The following is a 14,827-nucleotide window of genomic DNA, read 5'->3' as shown; positions in this document are numbered from 1 at the left end:
GATGCATCAATGCCGTGTGCATACGAGAAAATAAAACTAACTAGTAATGCCGGAAGGAATCTCATACCAACATAGTGATATGAGATTCCGCCGAAGTCCAGTAGGGGACTACTTGTCTAGTTCCATTTTTGCGATAGTTTGAAGTTGCATATTTGTCGTACCTTCGTAGATCTGACCAATTTTTGCATCTCTCCAGAACTTTTCAACTGGATATTCTTTTGTGAATCCGTTGCCGCCGAACAAATCAATTGCTTTAGAAGTGATTTTCTCTGCCGCGCGAGAAGCATAAAGTTTTGCCATAGCTGCTGATTCGATGAAATCCTGGCCGGCATCTTTCAAGCGAGCGGCGTTGTAAACCATCAAACGAGCGGCTTCAAGTTCAGTGCGCATTTCTGCCAACTGGAATTGAACGCCTTGGTAGTGGGCGATTGGTTTGCCGAATTGCTCACGGCCTTTAACATAACCCAAAGCTGCTTCGTAAGCGCCTTGTGCGATACCAACCATTTGCGCACCGATACCGATACGACCTTCATTTAAAGTTTCGATAGCGATCTTGTAGCCTTTGCCAACTTCGCCAAGAACATTTTCTTTTGGAACTTCGCAGTTTTCGAACAACAATTCAGTTGTTGAAGACGCGCGGATACCAAGTTTGTCTTCTTTTTTACCTACTTTAAATCCTGGGAAGCCTTTTTCTACGATGAAAGCAGTGATGCCTTTGTAGCCTTTAGCGTGATCGATATTTGCGAACACGATAAACACGTTAGCTTCTTTACCGTTAGTGATCCAAAGTTTTGAACCGTTCAAAACCCATTTGTCACCTTTATCTTCAGCTTTCAATTTCAATGCGAAAGCATCAGAACCAGAAGAAGATTCAGACAAGGCATAAGCGCCAACCCATTCAGTGGCCATTTTGCTCAAGTATTTAGATTGTTGAGCTTCAGTTCCCCATTTTAGGAAAGCATTTGTCGTCAAAGTGTTTTGAACGTCGACAAGTACTGAAACAGAACCGTCTACGCGACCAATTTCTTCAACAGCCAAGCAAGCCATTGTGAAAGTTGAACCTGCGCCGCCAAATTTTTCTGGCGTTTCGATACCCATCAAGCCCATTTCAAAGAGCTTTTTAAGGATCTCAGGGCTCATTTCTGCCTTTTCGTCCATATGTGTCACATGAGGTTTGATTTCAGATTCAGCGAAGGCGCGAACAGCATCGCGGAATGCAACTTCGTCCTCTGATAGCATTGTGAGTGCAGGACGTGCGTTTGTTACGTCAGACATGGTCTCTCCTTAAGTCATAGTATTCAGTGCGAAGACCATACTCACATCATTCCCTTATTTCAAGAGCTGGTTGTGGCAGAGAAGGACAAGAGACTTTCTCTTAACAAGCTGTGTTACACTGGCTGCACTTTAAATGTGCAAGTGATTCGTCATGCTAGACAAGAGTCTAGGTATGATTTTAAGCTTCTAAAGAATGAGAGTGATATGAATATGGATTTTATCGAAATCGGCGCCAAGATTGGCATTTATTTTATCCCCTTCCTTTTTGCGCTGTGCTTTCACGAGTTCGCGCACGGATGGGTGGCGCGTTTGCGTGGCGATAATACTGCGGAAATGATGGGACGTCTAACGATGAACCCTCTGGCGCACATGGATATGCTTGGAACTTTGATTCTTCCAATCATGTCGATTGTTTTGGCGACACCGATCTTCTTCGGTTGGGCAAAACCAGTTCCGGTGAATTCACGCAATTTGAAAAATCCCAAAGTAGATATGTTCTGGATCGCCTTAGCCGGCCCTCTTTCTAATATTTTCTTGGCGATCGTAGGATCTGTATTGATTGCAGTGGTGGCGAAGTATTTCCTAACTGCCACTTATGCGAGCGGTCTGATTGAGATTCTAAAGGCTTTCATTGTTACGAATTTGTTCTTGGCTGTCTTTAATATGATTCCGCTTCATCCATTGGACGGCGGAAAAGTTCTTGCGCGCTTCTTGCCTGCGCAAATGAATTACAAGCTTGAACAGAATGAACATATCACAAGCATGATTTTGATGGCTTTGGTTTTGACTGGAACTTTGCGCATTCTCGCAATCCCAGTATTCTGGAGCTATAACCATCTCGTGACTTTCGCGCTGGGCGGCTTTGGCGTATGAGTGATGTAACTCAGGCAGCTCCTCAAGCCCCAACACAACCAGTGAGAAAACCAAGAGTCATGTCGGGCATGCGTGTCACCGGCCGTCTTCATATTGGTCATTACTTTGGTGCGCTTCAAAATTGGGTGCAGCTGCAGGATGAGTACGAGTGTTTCTTTGGTGCGATGGACTGGCATGGGATGACCACTGCCTATAAATCACCGAAGGAAATTGCACCCTGGACTCGTGAGATGATTGCTGAGTTCATTGCCTGGGGCGTGGATCCTGAGAAATGCACTCTCTTTGTGCAAAGCCAGATTCCAGAACACATAGAGCTTTTTATGATTTTCGCGAACATCACTCCGATGGGGTGGTTGGAACGTGTGAACACCTGGAAAGATGCTGTTGAGGAAATGAAAGCAACCGACACCCACAATCTCGGGCGTTTTGCTTATCCGGTTTTGCAAGCTGCGGATATTGCGATCTATCGCGCGCAAAAAGTTCCGGTCGGAGCCGATCAGGTTTCGCACTTGGAAATTTCTCGTGAAATCGTTCGTCGTTTTAATCATCTCTATAAAGCAAAACTTCCTGAAATGAATCCGATGCTGACGGAAATCCCGTTGGTCACTGGTTTGGATGGAAGAAAGATGTCGAAGTCTTACGGAAATACTTTGTATTTGACGGAAGATTCGGAAAAAGACCTGAAGAAAAAGGTCAACTTGATGGTCACCGATCCCGCGCGTGTGCGCAGGGAAGATGTCGGGGAACCGTCGAAATGTTCAGTGTATGGTTATCATAAACTTTACTCCACAGCAGAGGATTTGCAGTGGGTTGAAGCGGGATGCCGCTCCGCAGGAATTGGTTGCGGGGACTGCAAAGCACGCTTATCGCAAAACCTTGAGAAAATCTCAGCAGGGCCACGAGAAAAGAAAAAAGAGTTGTTGAATAATCCAACTCAGCTTGATTCAATCATCGCCGCTGGATGCGCCAAGGCACGCAAGGAAGCACAAAAGACTTTGGATATAGTGCGGTCGAGTATGAAGTGGCCAGAAAAGTGACCAGAGGGACCTATTCATGAGTATTAATGTACAGCTACCAAAATTCGAAGGACCTTTGGGACTTCTTTTGTATCTCATCCGTAAGGAAGAGATGGACATCATGGATATCAAAGTCCATGAGATCACCAAACAATACTTCGAATACATCAAATTGATGAAAGAGTTGGATCTGGAAGTTGCTGGCGAGTTTGTCGCTATGGCAGCCACTTTGATTCAAATCAAGTCTCGTATGCTTCTTCCTCAGTATGACGAGAACGGTGAAGTTGTTGAACAAGAAGATCCACGTAAAGAGTTGGTTCAAAAACTTCTGGAATATCAAAAATACCAAGAAGCTTCAAAATTGCTTTATGATCGCCCTTTGGTTGGTCGTGACGTGTGGTTGCGTGGAACTCGCGAGTCTTTGACTCCAAAGGAAGATGAAATTGTTTTAGAGGAGAACGCTTTGTTCTCTTTGATCTCATCTTATAGAAAAGCGCTTCGCGCTGTTAAAAAGAAGGTCCACCAGGTGGCGGCGAAAGCGCAGTCCATCTCAAGTCGTATTTTGGATATCAAAGATCGTTTGATCATTGGTAAGAAAGTGACTTTGATGGAGCTGGTGACTGCGACAGAAGATCGTGCTCGCCAGGCTTTGATTACATTCCTGTCCTTGCTTGAGCTTGGAAAAATGGGTTTCGTGGGGCTTTATCAATCTGAAGCTTACGGCGATATCTGGGTGGATCCTAAGAAGACAATTGAGACCGACGTTCTTTCTCGCGTTGAAGAGTATGACTCTATGGGCGCAGATCAGATCGCTGAAAAAATGATGACGGATGCGAAGAAGAATGAAGTCGCTGAAGCTTTGGCCCTTGCTGAAGCCGAAGAGGCGGAAGAAGCTCAGATGGCAGCTCAAGCTGCGGCTCAAAATGATGAGTTGCCACTCCAAATGGAATTGGGTGCTGAATTGGCTGAAGGAACTGAGTTTGTTGAAGGCTTGGCCGATGGCAACAGTCTTGTTGGTGATCTGGGTGTTGATGATATGGCAACAGATGATGAGATTCTTGCAGCAGAAACTGAAATGTTTAAAGACGACGTGACGGAAGTATAAGATGGCTAGAAAAAAGAACGTTAAAGCAGAAGTTAGCAATCACGAAGAAACGACATTCGAAGAATCAAACGTTATGGTGGCTACTGCTGAAGTAGATGCCGAAATCTCTGAGATGGATGAAAATCCAGATTCTTCTGAAGAGTTATCGCATGAGCTTGATGGTATTGAATCTGATGCCTCTGTGTTCCTTTCTGAGGAAGAAGAGACTGAGGGTTTCTTGCCGGAAGTTTCTGAAGACGAAGTTGAAGAACTTGAGGCTTCGGAAGCTGATGATGTTTCGCTTGAAGGAACTGAGCTGGACGGTTTTGACTCTGCGGAGATCGAAGAAGTTGAATTCGTCGAGGAAGAGCGTCTTGAAAGTATCGTGGAGTCAGTTCTTTTCGCCAGTGACCGTCCAGTGAGTCTGGCTTCTTTGAAACTACTTTTCAAAGGTACAAATATTCGCGGAGATAAAATCCGCAGAGCCCTTGATCAATTGGCGGTGGAATACGCTGGCGGTCGTCGTGGCGTTACTTTGGAAGAAGTTCCAGGTGGTTACCAACTTCGCACTAAAATTGACAATATGGAGTTCTTGAAGCGCACTTTAAAAACGCGCCAGTTCAAATTGTCTGGTCCTGCTTTGGAAGTTCTTTCTATCGTTGCCTACAAGCAGCCAACTGTTAAGGCCGAAGTGGATGAAATCCGCGGCGTTGAATCTGGTCACTTGTTGCGCGCTTTGATGGAAAAGAATCTGGTTACCTTTGAAGGTAAATCAGAGCTTCCTGGTCGCCCAATGCAATACGGAACAACTAAGAAATTCCTTGAGATCTTCGGTTTGCGCAGTCTTAAAGAACTTCCAACTCTTTCTCAGATTGATGAGTTATTGCCTGAAGGTATTGACGAACAACAAGCTGAAGAAAAACCAACTCTGTCATCTATTACAGACTCATTGTCAGAAAATACCGGATCCGTCAGCTACTCTTCTGGTGAAGATGAGTTGATGAAGATTCAGGAACAATTGGAAGAGATCTCAACTTCTTCTGATTTCTTTGCTGAAGAAAAGCGTCGTCAGGCTGAGAAACGCGATCTTGAACGTGCGCAAAATATCCGTGAAGCTTTGGCTATGGGCGAGCCGGTATCAACTCGCGATGAAAACTGGTTGAAGAAATTCGATGAGGCCATCGCTGCAGGAACGACTTTGGTCGCTATTAAAGAAGGTGAGATGGCTGCGAAAAGAGCCGCTTTCATGAATAAGTCTTCAGGAAATGAGTCTGGTGAGAATTCCAATGAAGAATCAATGGAAGCTTCAGACGACGGTGGAGATGTAGCCGGTGACCAAGCCCTTGAGGAAGACAGTGAAGAAAATGAATTGACGGATGCTATTGAAGCTTTCGACAATGATGAAGACATGCACTTGGCTTCCGATGATCAATTGTTCGCAGACGGCGAGGAAGAGGATTCGGATGACGAACTTCCTTTCTTAGGAGAAGCGGACGATATCGATGAAGAAGAAGGTAAGTCTTCTATTTAAGGCAACTTTAAGCCTTTGGATTGTATACAATATCTTTACGATGCTGGTGATGCCCAATATAGGAGCCTATTTTGGGCGCGTCAGTTCCAGATTTGTCACACCCTACGCAAATACAGTCGGACTCAATGCTAGCTGGAACTTCTTTTCTCCAGATCCGGCGCATGTCATGTATATCCGTTATCTTATCAATTACACAGATGCTGAAGGCAATCCTACGAAGGAAGCTGTTGAAGGCTATTTCCCTCCAGAGAAAAATCAGGCAGTGAAATCTATTTTTAAAAAGCGTGAGCTCTATGTGATGCGCTTTATGGTGATCGATCCAAAAAGGCTGAAAGTCTTTATGGGGCCTTGGTTGTGTCGTAAATACCCGGGAGCAACTTCTGTAGATATGGAACATGTGATTGAGACGGTTCCTGTTTTGGATCAAGTGGTTACCTTCAAGAATGAAGGTGTGAAGGATCTTTCCCAAGAGCTGCAATATGTTCGTGAAACCGTTTCGTGCTCTGAGACTCAAGATGAGGTGACGTTATGATTAAGAATCTGGTGTCGCAGGGTTGGTCTCATTGGGAGCGTTTTTGGTTTGCTCCACAAAATCTTTTGGGCCTGGCTTTCATGCGTATCGCTTTGTGCGGGACGATGTTTTATCTGTACGTGATTCGCCTGGCGAATCTTGAGTATTATACTGATGCTAGTTGGATTCCCCGTGCTCGCGCCTTGGAAGTTATGGGTGATCTATATCGTCCGTTGTTCCTGTGGGGATTCTGGCCGGACTCGATGATGGGTGTGGCCCATGTTTTGTTGGTTGTTCTGTTGGGTCTTCTGACCTTGGGAATTGGTGGACGCTGGATTATGTGGCTGGCGTGGATTTTGGATGCGGCCTTTATTCAGCGAAATTACGCCGTGAATTTTGGTGCGGATATCATTGCAGCCTTGTTCCTTTTCTATATGTCTTTCACTCAGTCTTGTGAGCGACTCAGTATTCTGAATCTGTTCCGGAAAAAAAGAGTCTTCAAAGATGGTGATATCATTAGCTCAGTGATGATGCGCATGATGCAGGTTCAGATCGGTGTTCTTTATGCTTATACAGGGGCCGAGAAGCTCAAAGGTATGAGCTGGTGGGATGGTACCGCGTTGTGGAGTGTGATGGCCAATCCGCAGATGACCACGATGAATTTTGACTTCTTAAGAAATATACCTTGGATCATTCCTTTGTTGGCCTATTCTACGGTGATTTTTGAAGTGTATTTCCCGGTGATGGTGGCGTGGAAAAAGACCCGCTACCTGTGGCTGATTGTGGGAGTATTCTTCCATTCAGGGATTGCTATCTTTATGGGTCTGGGACCTTTTGCGATGACCATGATGTCGACCTATTTTTTGTTTGTGGATCCTCTCATTTTGGAACAAAAAGTTGTCTCAAAGCTGGACCTCAGTAAAAACTAATTTTGTTCGTCGATTCCCTCATTTATCCTAAACTGAGTGGGGGAATTATGAAGTCCGTTTTATCTAACATGGCACTTTTGGCGTCATTGGCGATGGCTTTTTCAAGCATAGTCGGTTGTTCCAATGTTGCAGACAATTCCCTTTTAACTGATCAGGAAAACGATTCGTCCAGTCACACGGTGAATAAGGATCCTCTTTCTACAGAGGTTTTTATAGCTGTGGATTCCAGTAGTTTGGTGATGCCGACCAGTACCAGTTCTGTGGAAGTGACCGGCAGTTGTTACACATCTACTTATCCAGATAATAACGTTCAGGTCTTTAACTCTGTCGGTGCGGCCGTTGCGGCGATGGATTTAAAAACAGGTTCTTACAATCCAAAATGCCGAGATGGGCGTTTTGCGATCATCATCAGTCCCGGATCTTTAGCGACGGGAACTAATGATTTGAAGATTCAGTTGCCCGTATTGGATTCTTCAAACAAAACGACCCTTAATCAGGCCAATGCTGTTCGCTATTTCAGTGTGACCAAGCCGTAGTTTCTTACAAAACTAAATTGAATTCATTCTTGAGCTTGCTCTTCGCATCGACGTCTTTCTTGTCGATCAAGAGTGTGTCTTTCAGTTGCAAATCACGAATATAAGAAGCTCTTCTTTGTACCGGCAAAGCCTGGTCAGATACCTGCGTCAGGGTGCTGTTGAATGGTGTTTGAACAAGTACTTTCTCTTGCAAAAGAGGGGTGGTGAGGACATTTAAGATTTCTTGAGCAAGGTCCTTTTTGTCAGAATTCATTGGGATCACAGCCCCCCAGACAATCAAAGCGCTGAGTTGGTTCGAAATCTCCAGATCGGGATTGATCTCGTTCAAAGGAACTTCCATAACACCTTTGCGGTTGGTTTTAAGGATCTGGTCTAATTGTAGAGTGAGAATCTTCTTTTGAGCAACCAAGCTGCCCAGGCCTTGTTCGTTCCAGATTTGAAAATGTTTTAGAATCAAATCTTCATCGGCAAGCAGAAATAAAGTGCTTTCCGTCTTGTCTTTTAAGAACTCAGTAAAGCTTTTGTGTTTGGAAGAAAGAATGCCCGTTTTAATCCAATAGAAGGGCAGAAAATCGAATGTCTTTTTGGTGGCAACAGAAGTGTCAATAAAGTCGGGTGCGACTCTTTGTTGGAGTTCACTCTCTTTATTAAGAGCCATGTTGCTGAGTAGATTCTGCTGGCGTAGAGTTGTTGCCCAGTAAGAAGGAAGAAAAATGATATCTTCTGATGGGGTGGCCACTGTTTTGGCCAAAAGTACGTTCCAGTCACGAGTTAGAGTTACTTCAAGTTTTACATGAAGTTCATCTTCAATCAGGGTACGTAGTTCTTTAGGGAATAAAAGTTCGTCTGTGGTTAGAATGCGAACTTTGGTTGGACGAATTATGTAGTCCCTAGAAATGCCTTGGGGCAGGAATCCGTGAAGGAAGCCCACCCCGATGCATATTACAAAAAATAAAAGCCAAAGAAAACTAGAACGACGCAACTAGAAGGCCTCGTCGAAGGCAACCGCACCGCTCACGCCCATTTGGTAAGCAGAAACACGTCTTTCGAAGAAGTTAGCAAGTTCTTGCATGTCTTGAAGTTCCATGAAGCCAAACGGATTTTTTACGTTGTAGCGTGGAGCAATGTTCAAGCTTTCAAGGCGTTGGTCAGCGCAATATTCAAGATATTGTCTCATGTCTTTAGCAGACAATCCGGCAAGACCCAATTGAAGTACGTCGTTCGCAAATTCCATTTCGCACTCGATAGCGTCTTCAAGCATCTGCACAACCATATCTTCCATTTGAGAATTGAAAAGATCTGGTTCTTCTTTGCGAGCTGTTTTGATCGCTTCCAAAGCAAAAGCCATGTGCATGGATTCGTCACGGAATACCCAGTTTGTACCGCTAGCAAGACCTGTGAGCAAACCTTTAGAACGCAAGAAGTAAACGTAAGCGAAAGCTGCATAGAAGAACAAACCTTCAACGCAAGTTGCGAAGCAGATCAAGTTCATCAAGAAGCGACGACGGTCTTCTTTAGTTTTCAAAGTGTCTAGTTCGTTGATTGAATCCATCCATTTGAAACAGAAATCTGCTTTCTTTTTGATAGAAGGAATTGTTTCAATCGCGCGGAAAGCTTCCGCTCTTTCGTCTGGATTTGGAATGTAGTTATCCAAAAGAGTTAGATAGAATTGAACGTGCAAAGCCTCTTCATAAAGCTGACGAGACAAGTACATGCGGCCTTCTGGCGAGTTGATGTGCTTGTAAAGGTTCAATACAAGGTTGTTCCCAACAATAGAGTCACCAGTTGCAAAGAAAGCCACCAAACGGCGGATCAAATGCTTTTCAGAGTCATTCAATTTAGAATGAAGATCGACAAGGTCAGTAGAGAAATCAACTTCTTCCACAGTCCATGTGTTCTTGATCCCGTTTTTATACATTTCGAAAAAAACAGGGTATTTCATCGGACGCAAAGTTAAGTCAAAACCAGGATCTAAAATCATAAAAAGTTCTCCTTCCGCCTTCGCTAAAGCTACAGCGCGACTGGCTGCAAAGTATTCAGGCAGCGCAGATAAATATTCAAAGAAACAAAAAAACATCCAGCAATCTTACAAAGCTACGGGGGGACTTGTCCCGCCGCAGCCTTGGCGAAGGAGGATTATTGGCAAGCTTCGCAAGCCTCTGGATTTTCCAAAGAACAAGCAATTACTTCTGCATCTGTATAAGTCTTTTTAGGTTCTTCCGCTGGAGCAGCTACTGCTGTAGGTGCCGCATCCATAGAGTTCGCTGCTGTATTTGTATTCATATCAGCGTAACCGTTAGAACCTGACTTCACTGTCGTTTTTGCGATTTTTGTCGCTGGACGAGAACGCAAGTAGTAAGTCGTTTTCACGCCTTTTTTCCAAGCGTACATGTACATTGAAGATACTTTACCGATCGTTGGGCTTTCCATGAACAAGTTCAAAGATTGAGCTTGGTCAATGTAAGCTCCGCGATCTGCAGCCATATCAATCAATGACTTCATCGGAACTTCCCAAACAGTGCGGTACAATTCCTTAATTTGCGGAGGAATCATAGCGATTTCATCGATAGAACCGTCGTGAAGTTTGATCTCATTACGAAGATCTTCATTCCACAAGCCCATCGCTTTAAGATCTTGCACCAAGTACTTATTGATCTGAACGAACTCACCAGAAAGTGTTTCGCGTTTGAACAAGTTAGAAACTTGCGGCTCGATCGCTTCGTAGCAACCTACGATAGAAGCGATAGTTGCAGTCGGCGCGATAGCGATCAACAAAGAGTTTCTCAAACCATGCTTTTTGATTTGCGCTTTCAATTGCTCGAAGCGTGCAGGGTTTGATGGTGTTACATTCCAAAGATCGTATTGCAAAAGACCTTTGGCTGCTTTTGTTTGTTCGAAAGCACCGTGGGCACCGTGTTTTTCAGCCAATTCACAAGAAGTTACAAGCGCGTTGTAATAGATTTCTTCTTGGATTCTTGCAGACAAATCACGAGCTGCTGCAGAGTCAAAAGGAAGTTTCAATTGGAAGAAAGCATCCTGAAGACCCATCACGCCCAAACCAACTGGACGCCATTTATGGTTAGAGTCCTGAGCTGTTTGAATAGGGTAGAAGTTGATGTCAACAACGCGGTCCAAGTACTTCACGGCTGCGCGAACTGTTTTCGCAAGCTTTTCGAAGTTGAATTGACCGTTTTCAATGTGGCGACCCAAGTTCACAGAACCCAAGTTGCACACAGCTGTTTCGCTGTTTGAAGTCACTTCAAGGATCTCTGTGCAAAGATTAGACAAGTGAATCACATTGCCAGCTTCGCCAGTTTGATTTGCCTTCATGTTAGAAGCGTCTTTGAAAGTCATCCAGCCGTTACCAGTTTGCGCAAGAGTTTTCATCATGCGAGAGTAAAGGTCGCGAGCTTTGATTTGTTTCACATAAAGTTTTTTCGCTTCAGCTGCTTCAAAAGCCGCTTCGAATTCTGGACCGTAAGTGTCTACGAAATGAGGCACAACGCGTGGGTCGAAAAGAGACCACATGCCGTCAGCTTCAACGCGCTTCATGAACAAATCTGGAACCCAGTTTGCCAAGTTCAAGTTGTGAGTGCGTTTTGCTTCATCGCCTGTGTTATCGCGAAGTTCCAGGAACTCTTCGATATCCGCATGCCATGTTTCAAGATACACGCAGGCTGCACCTTTACGTTTACCACCTTGATTTACTGCAGACACAGAAGAGTCCATAGTTTTCAACCAAGGGATGATACCGTTAGAGTGACCGTTTGTTCCTTTGATCAAAGAACCACGTGAACGGATGCGAGAGTAAGCTACGCCAATACCGCCTGCGAATTTAGAAAGCAAAGCGATGTCCATGTACTTCTTATAGATGCCTTCCAAGTCATCAGTTGGAGAATCCAAAAGATAGCAAGAAGACATTTGTGGACGAAGTGTTCCAGAGTTGAACAATGTCGGAGTTGAAGCCATGTAATCGTGAGAAGAAATCAAACGATAGAATTCAACCGCTTCCTCAACATTTTGTGCCAAACCGCAAGCCACGCGCATGAAGAAGTATTGAGGAGTCTCAAACACTTGGCGTGAAGTTGGGTTTTTCAAAAGGTAGCGATCATAAACAGTTCTAAGACCGAAGTACTCAAAGCGATCCGTGCGGTAAGGCTCGATCGCTGCGCAAAGAGCTGCTTTGTTGGCTTCTACGAATTTGAAAGTCGCTTCAGAAAGCAATCCCGCAGCGTAACCATGAGCTACTGAGTCTGCGAAAGACTGGATTTTTTGTGAACGAACTTCTTCATCTACATAGACAGAAAGAAGGCGGGCAGCCAGACGAGAGTATTCTGGATCTTCGCCGATCAACAAAGAAGCTGTTTGGATACAAAGATTATCCAATTCATTAGTCGTTGCACCATCGTAAAGACCACTGATAGCTTTTGTAGCTACACGAAGTGGATCCACTTGGGTGAGGTTTTGGCAATTTCTTGTAACGCGCTCAACGATCTTAGTGACGTCAACCGGCTCAAGTGTGCCATCTCTTTTTTTAACTCTCATAATGTGAGCTGTTGTTTCCAACATGATGTATCCCCTCTGCCCCGTTCCGTTTGGGCAAAAAAATCCCTGCTCCGAACTTTTACCCCTCGTAGAAATTCAGATCATGGTTCAATATAAAATTTAATGATTGGTGAGACTGAGCAGCTAATCCTTAGCTAATGTCCTTGGCTGTCGTCTTTGGTTTTTAAACCTAGCCTTCAGCCTAGTTCCGTTGAAATCTTCATCGCAGGTTGAGTAACGTGCTGATTTAGACCTTTGACGGGTTTTCGAACCTCCCTCGTTGACCCCTATATCTAGGGGTTGTTCACAGGTGCCTTGTCCATAAGGCGGGTATCGATCTCAATTCCAACTGTGTAATTCTTTCGGATAAGTTGCAAGAATATTTTTTCACTTAACGCCAACTTTTTTGTGACGTTGCTCATCAATTAAGCAGCTTTAGAGGTGTTGTTGACTTATCTGTCGTGCAAAAAAAGAGTGCAAAGGAGTGTTATTTCCCTTCGACAACACCTTAGTCTAGGCGTGAACTCACTGTTTTGGGGCTTTTGAAGTGAAATTCACCTGTACTGATCTTACAGAATCTTAAATTGTTCAGAAAGTAAGCATCTGTAATTTTGTGGTGAACTTTAATTGGACGCAAATCAGACCAATGAAGATGGAGTGAAGACGGCTTTCTTCGCCAAAAACTTTTGTTCTTCAAGTTCTACGACTGATTCTGCTTTAAAAAACTGCGATTGATAGGAACCTTTCGCGCGCAGTTGATCAATGATGAATTGGTGAGTGCCCATTTTGTTTTTCGTCCACTCTGGAGCAACTAGTTCATCCCACCGTGATGAATAAGCAGCCAAGCGATGCATGGCAAAGCGTGGTGAAACATGTTGCAGGAAGAGTTCGACCCGACGAGCGTAAGTCTCTCGATCTATCGGTGTGAATTCTCCCTTATGATACATTTCTTCCAGTGGAGTGTTCTTCAGAACGTGCATGTTGTGAAGTTTGATATTCGTGATGGGCAGAGTGTTGACGATCTCTGCAGTCTTCACGATGGTTTCATCTGTTTCGCCTGGATTTCCGAAGATCAAATGGATGCCCAGATCCACTTTGGTATTGTCGGCAATCTTATGAATCGCCTCAATAGAGGCCTCAGCAGTATGACCACGGCGCATGAACTCAAGTTGATCATTGAAGAAGCTTTGGACGCCCATTTCGACACAGACAAAGGACTTCTCATGGTATTCATTCCAAAGATCAAATACCGATTTAGAGAGGCAATCGGGGCGTGTTCCAACGGTAAATCCTTTGACCCAGGGATAAGACAGAGCCACGTCGAAATTGTGGCGAAGAGCTGAAACCTTGGTGAAGGTATTTGTGTAGGCCTGAAAATAGATTAAAAAAGCTTTGGCTTTATATTTTTGTGCAATATGGCCGTGATACTTTTCAATCTGTGCCCGCAGCTCCATAGAGAGCGATTCGGCATTGGCCGCAGATCCCCAGACATCGCAAAACACACAGGTCTGCATGCCCTTTAAGCCGCGACGGTTAGGGCAATCATCCACCACGGTGACAGGGATCTTGTAGACCTTCTCACCAAAGAGTTGATTGTAGTGCTCGCTTATTGTGTGATAGGGAAGTCCTAACCAGCCTTTTTCCATAAGGCATTAATACGTTTTTCTTCTGCAGGAAGTCAATGAAATGAAGTCTTGGCAAGATATTGGCTTTGAAATCGAAGCAACAATGGATGGCAGCCCTACTTTGCGCCTTCTGGAATCAGTCGATCCGACGAAGTTTCGGGGTGAATCTATGCATCACTCTGGTGGAGCGTGCGCCGAAACAAATCTGATTTATGGCCTGCCCATGAGGGACGTTTTATTGAAAGTTACGAAGCCTCATTTTTTAGTTGTGGGCTTAGGACTTGGCTATATTGAACTCACGCTTGCGCGGGAAGCCCTGTTGGCGGGAAAGAATTCGGCGGATGTCGGGTTGATCACTAGCTATGAAAGCGTTCCTGAATTGCGGGAGTTCTTCTTCGCTTGGTTGCATGACTCCGAAAAACTTCATCCTGAAGTTCAAAAGACTTACGATCAAGTCTTAACGTTCATTCTTGCGGACACAGATTTGAAGGCTGAACAGATGAAAGCCTTCTTGAAAAATCACTTTAAGAAATTAGAAGATTTGCGCGGGGCTTTAAGTTTGGATGTGGTCCTGGAGTCAAAATATCACTGCCTGCTTTATGATGCTTTTAGTTCTAAAACCACTCCCAACCTTTGGGAAGAGGCATTTCTTGAGAAGTTGTTAAGTTACGGAGTGGCCGAGCAAAGTGTGATGTCGACATATGCTTGCCGAGCAAGCTTTCGTACGGCTCTTCGGAATCATGGCTTTGAGGTGATCGTGAGAGAGGGGTTTTGTGGAAAAAGAACTTCGACCTTGGGTTTGAGAAACTTCTCAAAAATGTAACTTTCACGATTGCAATAGTGCTTGATTAATTGCGTAAATAAATTTTTAATTAGTTATGGCCTATTTCCGGAACATTTTT

13 protein-coding genes are annotated in these 14,827 nt (G+C 44.4%); 8 read left to right on the top strand and 5 right to left on the bottom strand.

What is annotated here, in order from left to right:
- Window positions 1-108: 108 nt before the first annotated feature.
- A complete protein-coding gene (locus NWE73_RS09655) occupies window positions 109-1,275 on the bottom strand; it encodes an acyl-CoA dehydrogenase (RefSeq protein ID WP_277578107.1) in 1,167 nt (388 codons plus the stop codon).
- Between the two features lie 204 nt (window positions 1,276-1,479).
- Between NWE73_RS09655 and NWE73_RS09650 the strand changes: the two genes are divergently transcribed.
- Genes NWE73_RS09650 through NWE73_RS09620 form a run of 7 tightly spaced genes read left to right on the top strand, consistent with a single transcriptional unit; the run spans window position 1,480 to window position 7,755 of the window.
- A complete protein-coding gene (locus tag NWE73_RS09650) occupies window positions 1,480-2,148 on the top strand; it encodes a site-2 protease family protein (protein WP_277578106.1) in 669 nt (222 codons plus the stop codon).
- Entirely contained in the window at window positions 2,145-3,185 is a 1,041-nt protein-coding gene (trpS, locus tag NWE73_RS09645; RefSeq protein WP_277578105.1) for a tryptophan--tRNA ligase, read from the top strand. Before NWE73_RS09650 ends, trpS begins: the two co-directional genes overlap by 4 nt.
- Window positions 3,186-3,201: 16 nt before the next feature.
- Window positions 3,202-4,269, top strand: a complete 1,068-nt coding sequence (locus NWE73_RS09640) for a segregation and condensation protein A (protein WP_277578104.1) — start codon at window positions 3,202-3,204, stop codon at window positions 4,267-4,269.
- A gap of 1 nt (window position 4,270) precedes the next feature.
- The gene (scpB, locus tag NWE73_RS09635; RefSeq protein ID WP_277578103.1) at window positions 4,271-5,779 is read left to right on the top strand and encodes an SMC-Scp complex subunit ScpB; all 1,509 of its coding nucleotides are present in this window, start codon (window positions 4,271-4,273) and stop codon (window positions 5,777-5,779) included.
- Window positions 5,751-6,311 carry a hypothetical protein gene (locus tag NWE73_RS09630; RefSeq protein WP_277578102.1) on the top strand — a complete coding sequence of 187 codons (561 nt, stop codon included), beginning with the start codon at window positions 5,751-5,753 and terminating at the stop codon, window positions 6,309-6,311. The genes scpB and NWE73_RS09630 overlap by 29 nt, the downstream gene beginning before the upstream one ends.
- A complete protein-coding gene (locus tag NWE73_RS09625) occupies window positions 6,308-7,219 on the top strand; it encodes an HTTM domain-containing protein (RefSeq protein ID WP_277578101.1) in 912 nt (303 codons plus the stop codon). The genes NWE73_RS09630 and NWE73_RS09625 overlap by 4 nt, the downstream gene beginning before the upstream one ends.
- 47 nt (window positions 7,220-7,266) lie before the next feature.
- Window positions 7,267-7,755, top strand: a complete 489-nt coding sequence (locus tag NWE73_RS09620) for a hypothetical protein (RefSeq protein WP_277578100.1) — start codon at window positions 7,267-7,269, stop codon at window positions 7,753-7,755.
- A gap of 4 nt (window positions 7,756-7,759) precedes the next feature.
- Here NWE73_RS09620 and NWE73_RS09615 read toward each other — a convergent pair whose 3' ends face one another.
- From NWE73_RS09615 to NWE73_RS09600, 4 genes are all read right to left on the bottom strand, one after another.
- Window positions 7,760-8,686 carry a hypothetical protein gene (locus NWE73_RS09615; RefSeq protein WP_277578099.1) on the bottom strand — a complete coding sequence of 309 codons (927 nt, stop codon included), beginning with the start codon at window positions 8,684-8,686 and terminating at the stop codon, window positions 7,760-7,762.
- Window positions 8,687-8,737: 51 nt separating this feature from the next.
- A complete protein-coding gene (locus tag NWE73_RS09610) occupies window positions 8,738-9,736 on the bottom strand; it encodes a ribonucleotide-diphosphate reductase subunit beta (RefSeq protein ID WP_277578098.1) in 999 nt (332 codons plus the stop codon).
- Between the two features lie 155 nt (window positions 9,737-9,891).
- Window positions 9,892-12,324 (bottom strand): ribonucleoside-diphosphate reductase subunit alpha, encoded by a 2,433-nt coding sequence (locus NWE73_RS09605; protein ID WP_277578097.1) that lies wholly within the window; start codon window positions 12,322-12,324, stop codon window positions 9,892-9,894.
- A 614-nt stretch (window positions 12,325-12,938) separates the two neighbouring features.
- The gene (locus tag NWE73_RS09600; protein ID WP_277578096.1) at window positions 12,939-13,946 is read right to left on the bottom strand and encodes a TIGR01212 family radical SAM protein; all 1,008 of its coding nucleotides are present in this window, start codon (window positions 13,944-13,946) and stop codon (window positions 12,939-12,941) included.
- A 40-nt stretch (window positions 13,947-13,986) separates the two neighbouring features.
- Here NWE73_RS09600 and NWE73_RS09595 point away from each other — a divergent pair, with 40 nt between their 5' ends.
- A complete protein-coding gene (locus tag NWE73_RS09595) occupies window positions 13,987-14,748 on the top strand; it encodes an MnmC family methyltransferase (RefSeq protein WP_277578095.1) in 762 nt (253 codons plus the stop codon).
- Window positions 14,749-14,827: the final 79 nt, after the last annotated feature.

It is taken from the genome of Bdellovibrio svalbardensis, assembly GCF_029531655.1.
GTDB lineage: Bacteria > Bdellovibrionota > Bdellovibrionia > Bdellovibrionales > Bdellovibrionaceae > Bdellovibrio > Bdellovibrio svalbardensis.
The sequence above is the reverse complement of the archived record's forward strand: the minus strand, read 5'-3'. Positions and strand labels throughout refer to the sequence as shown.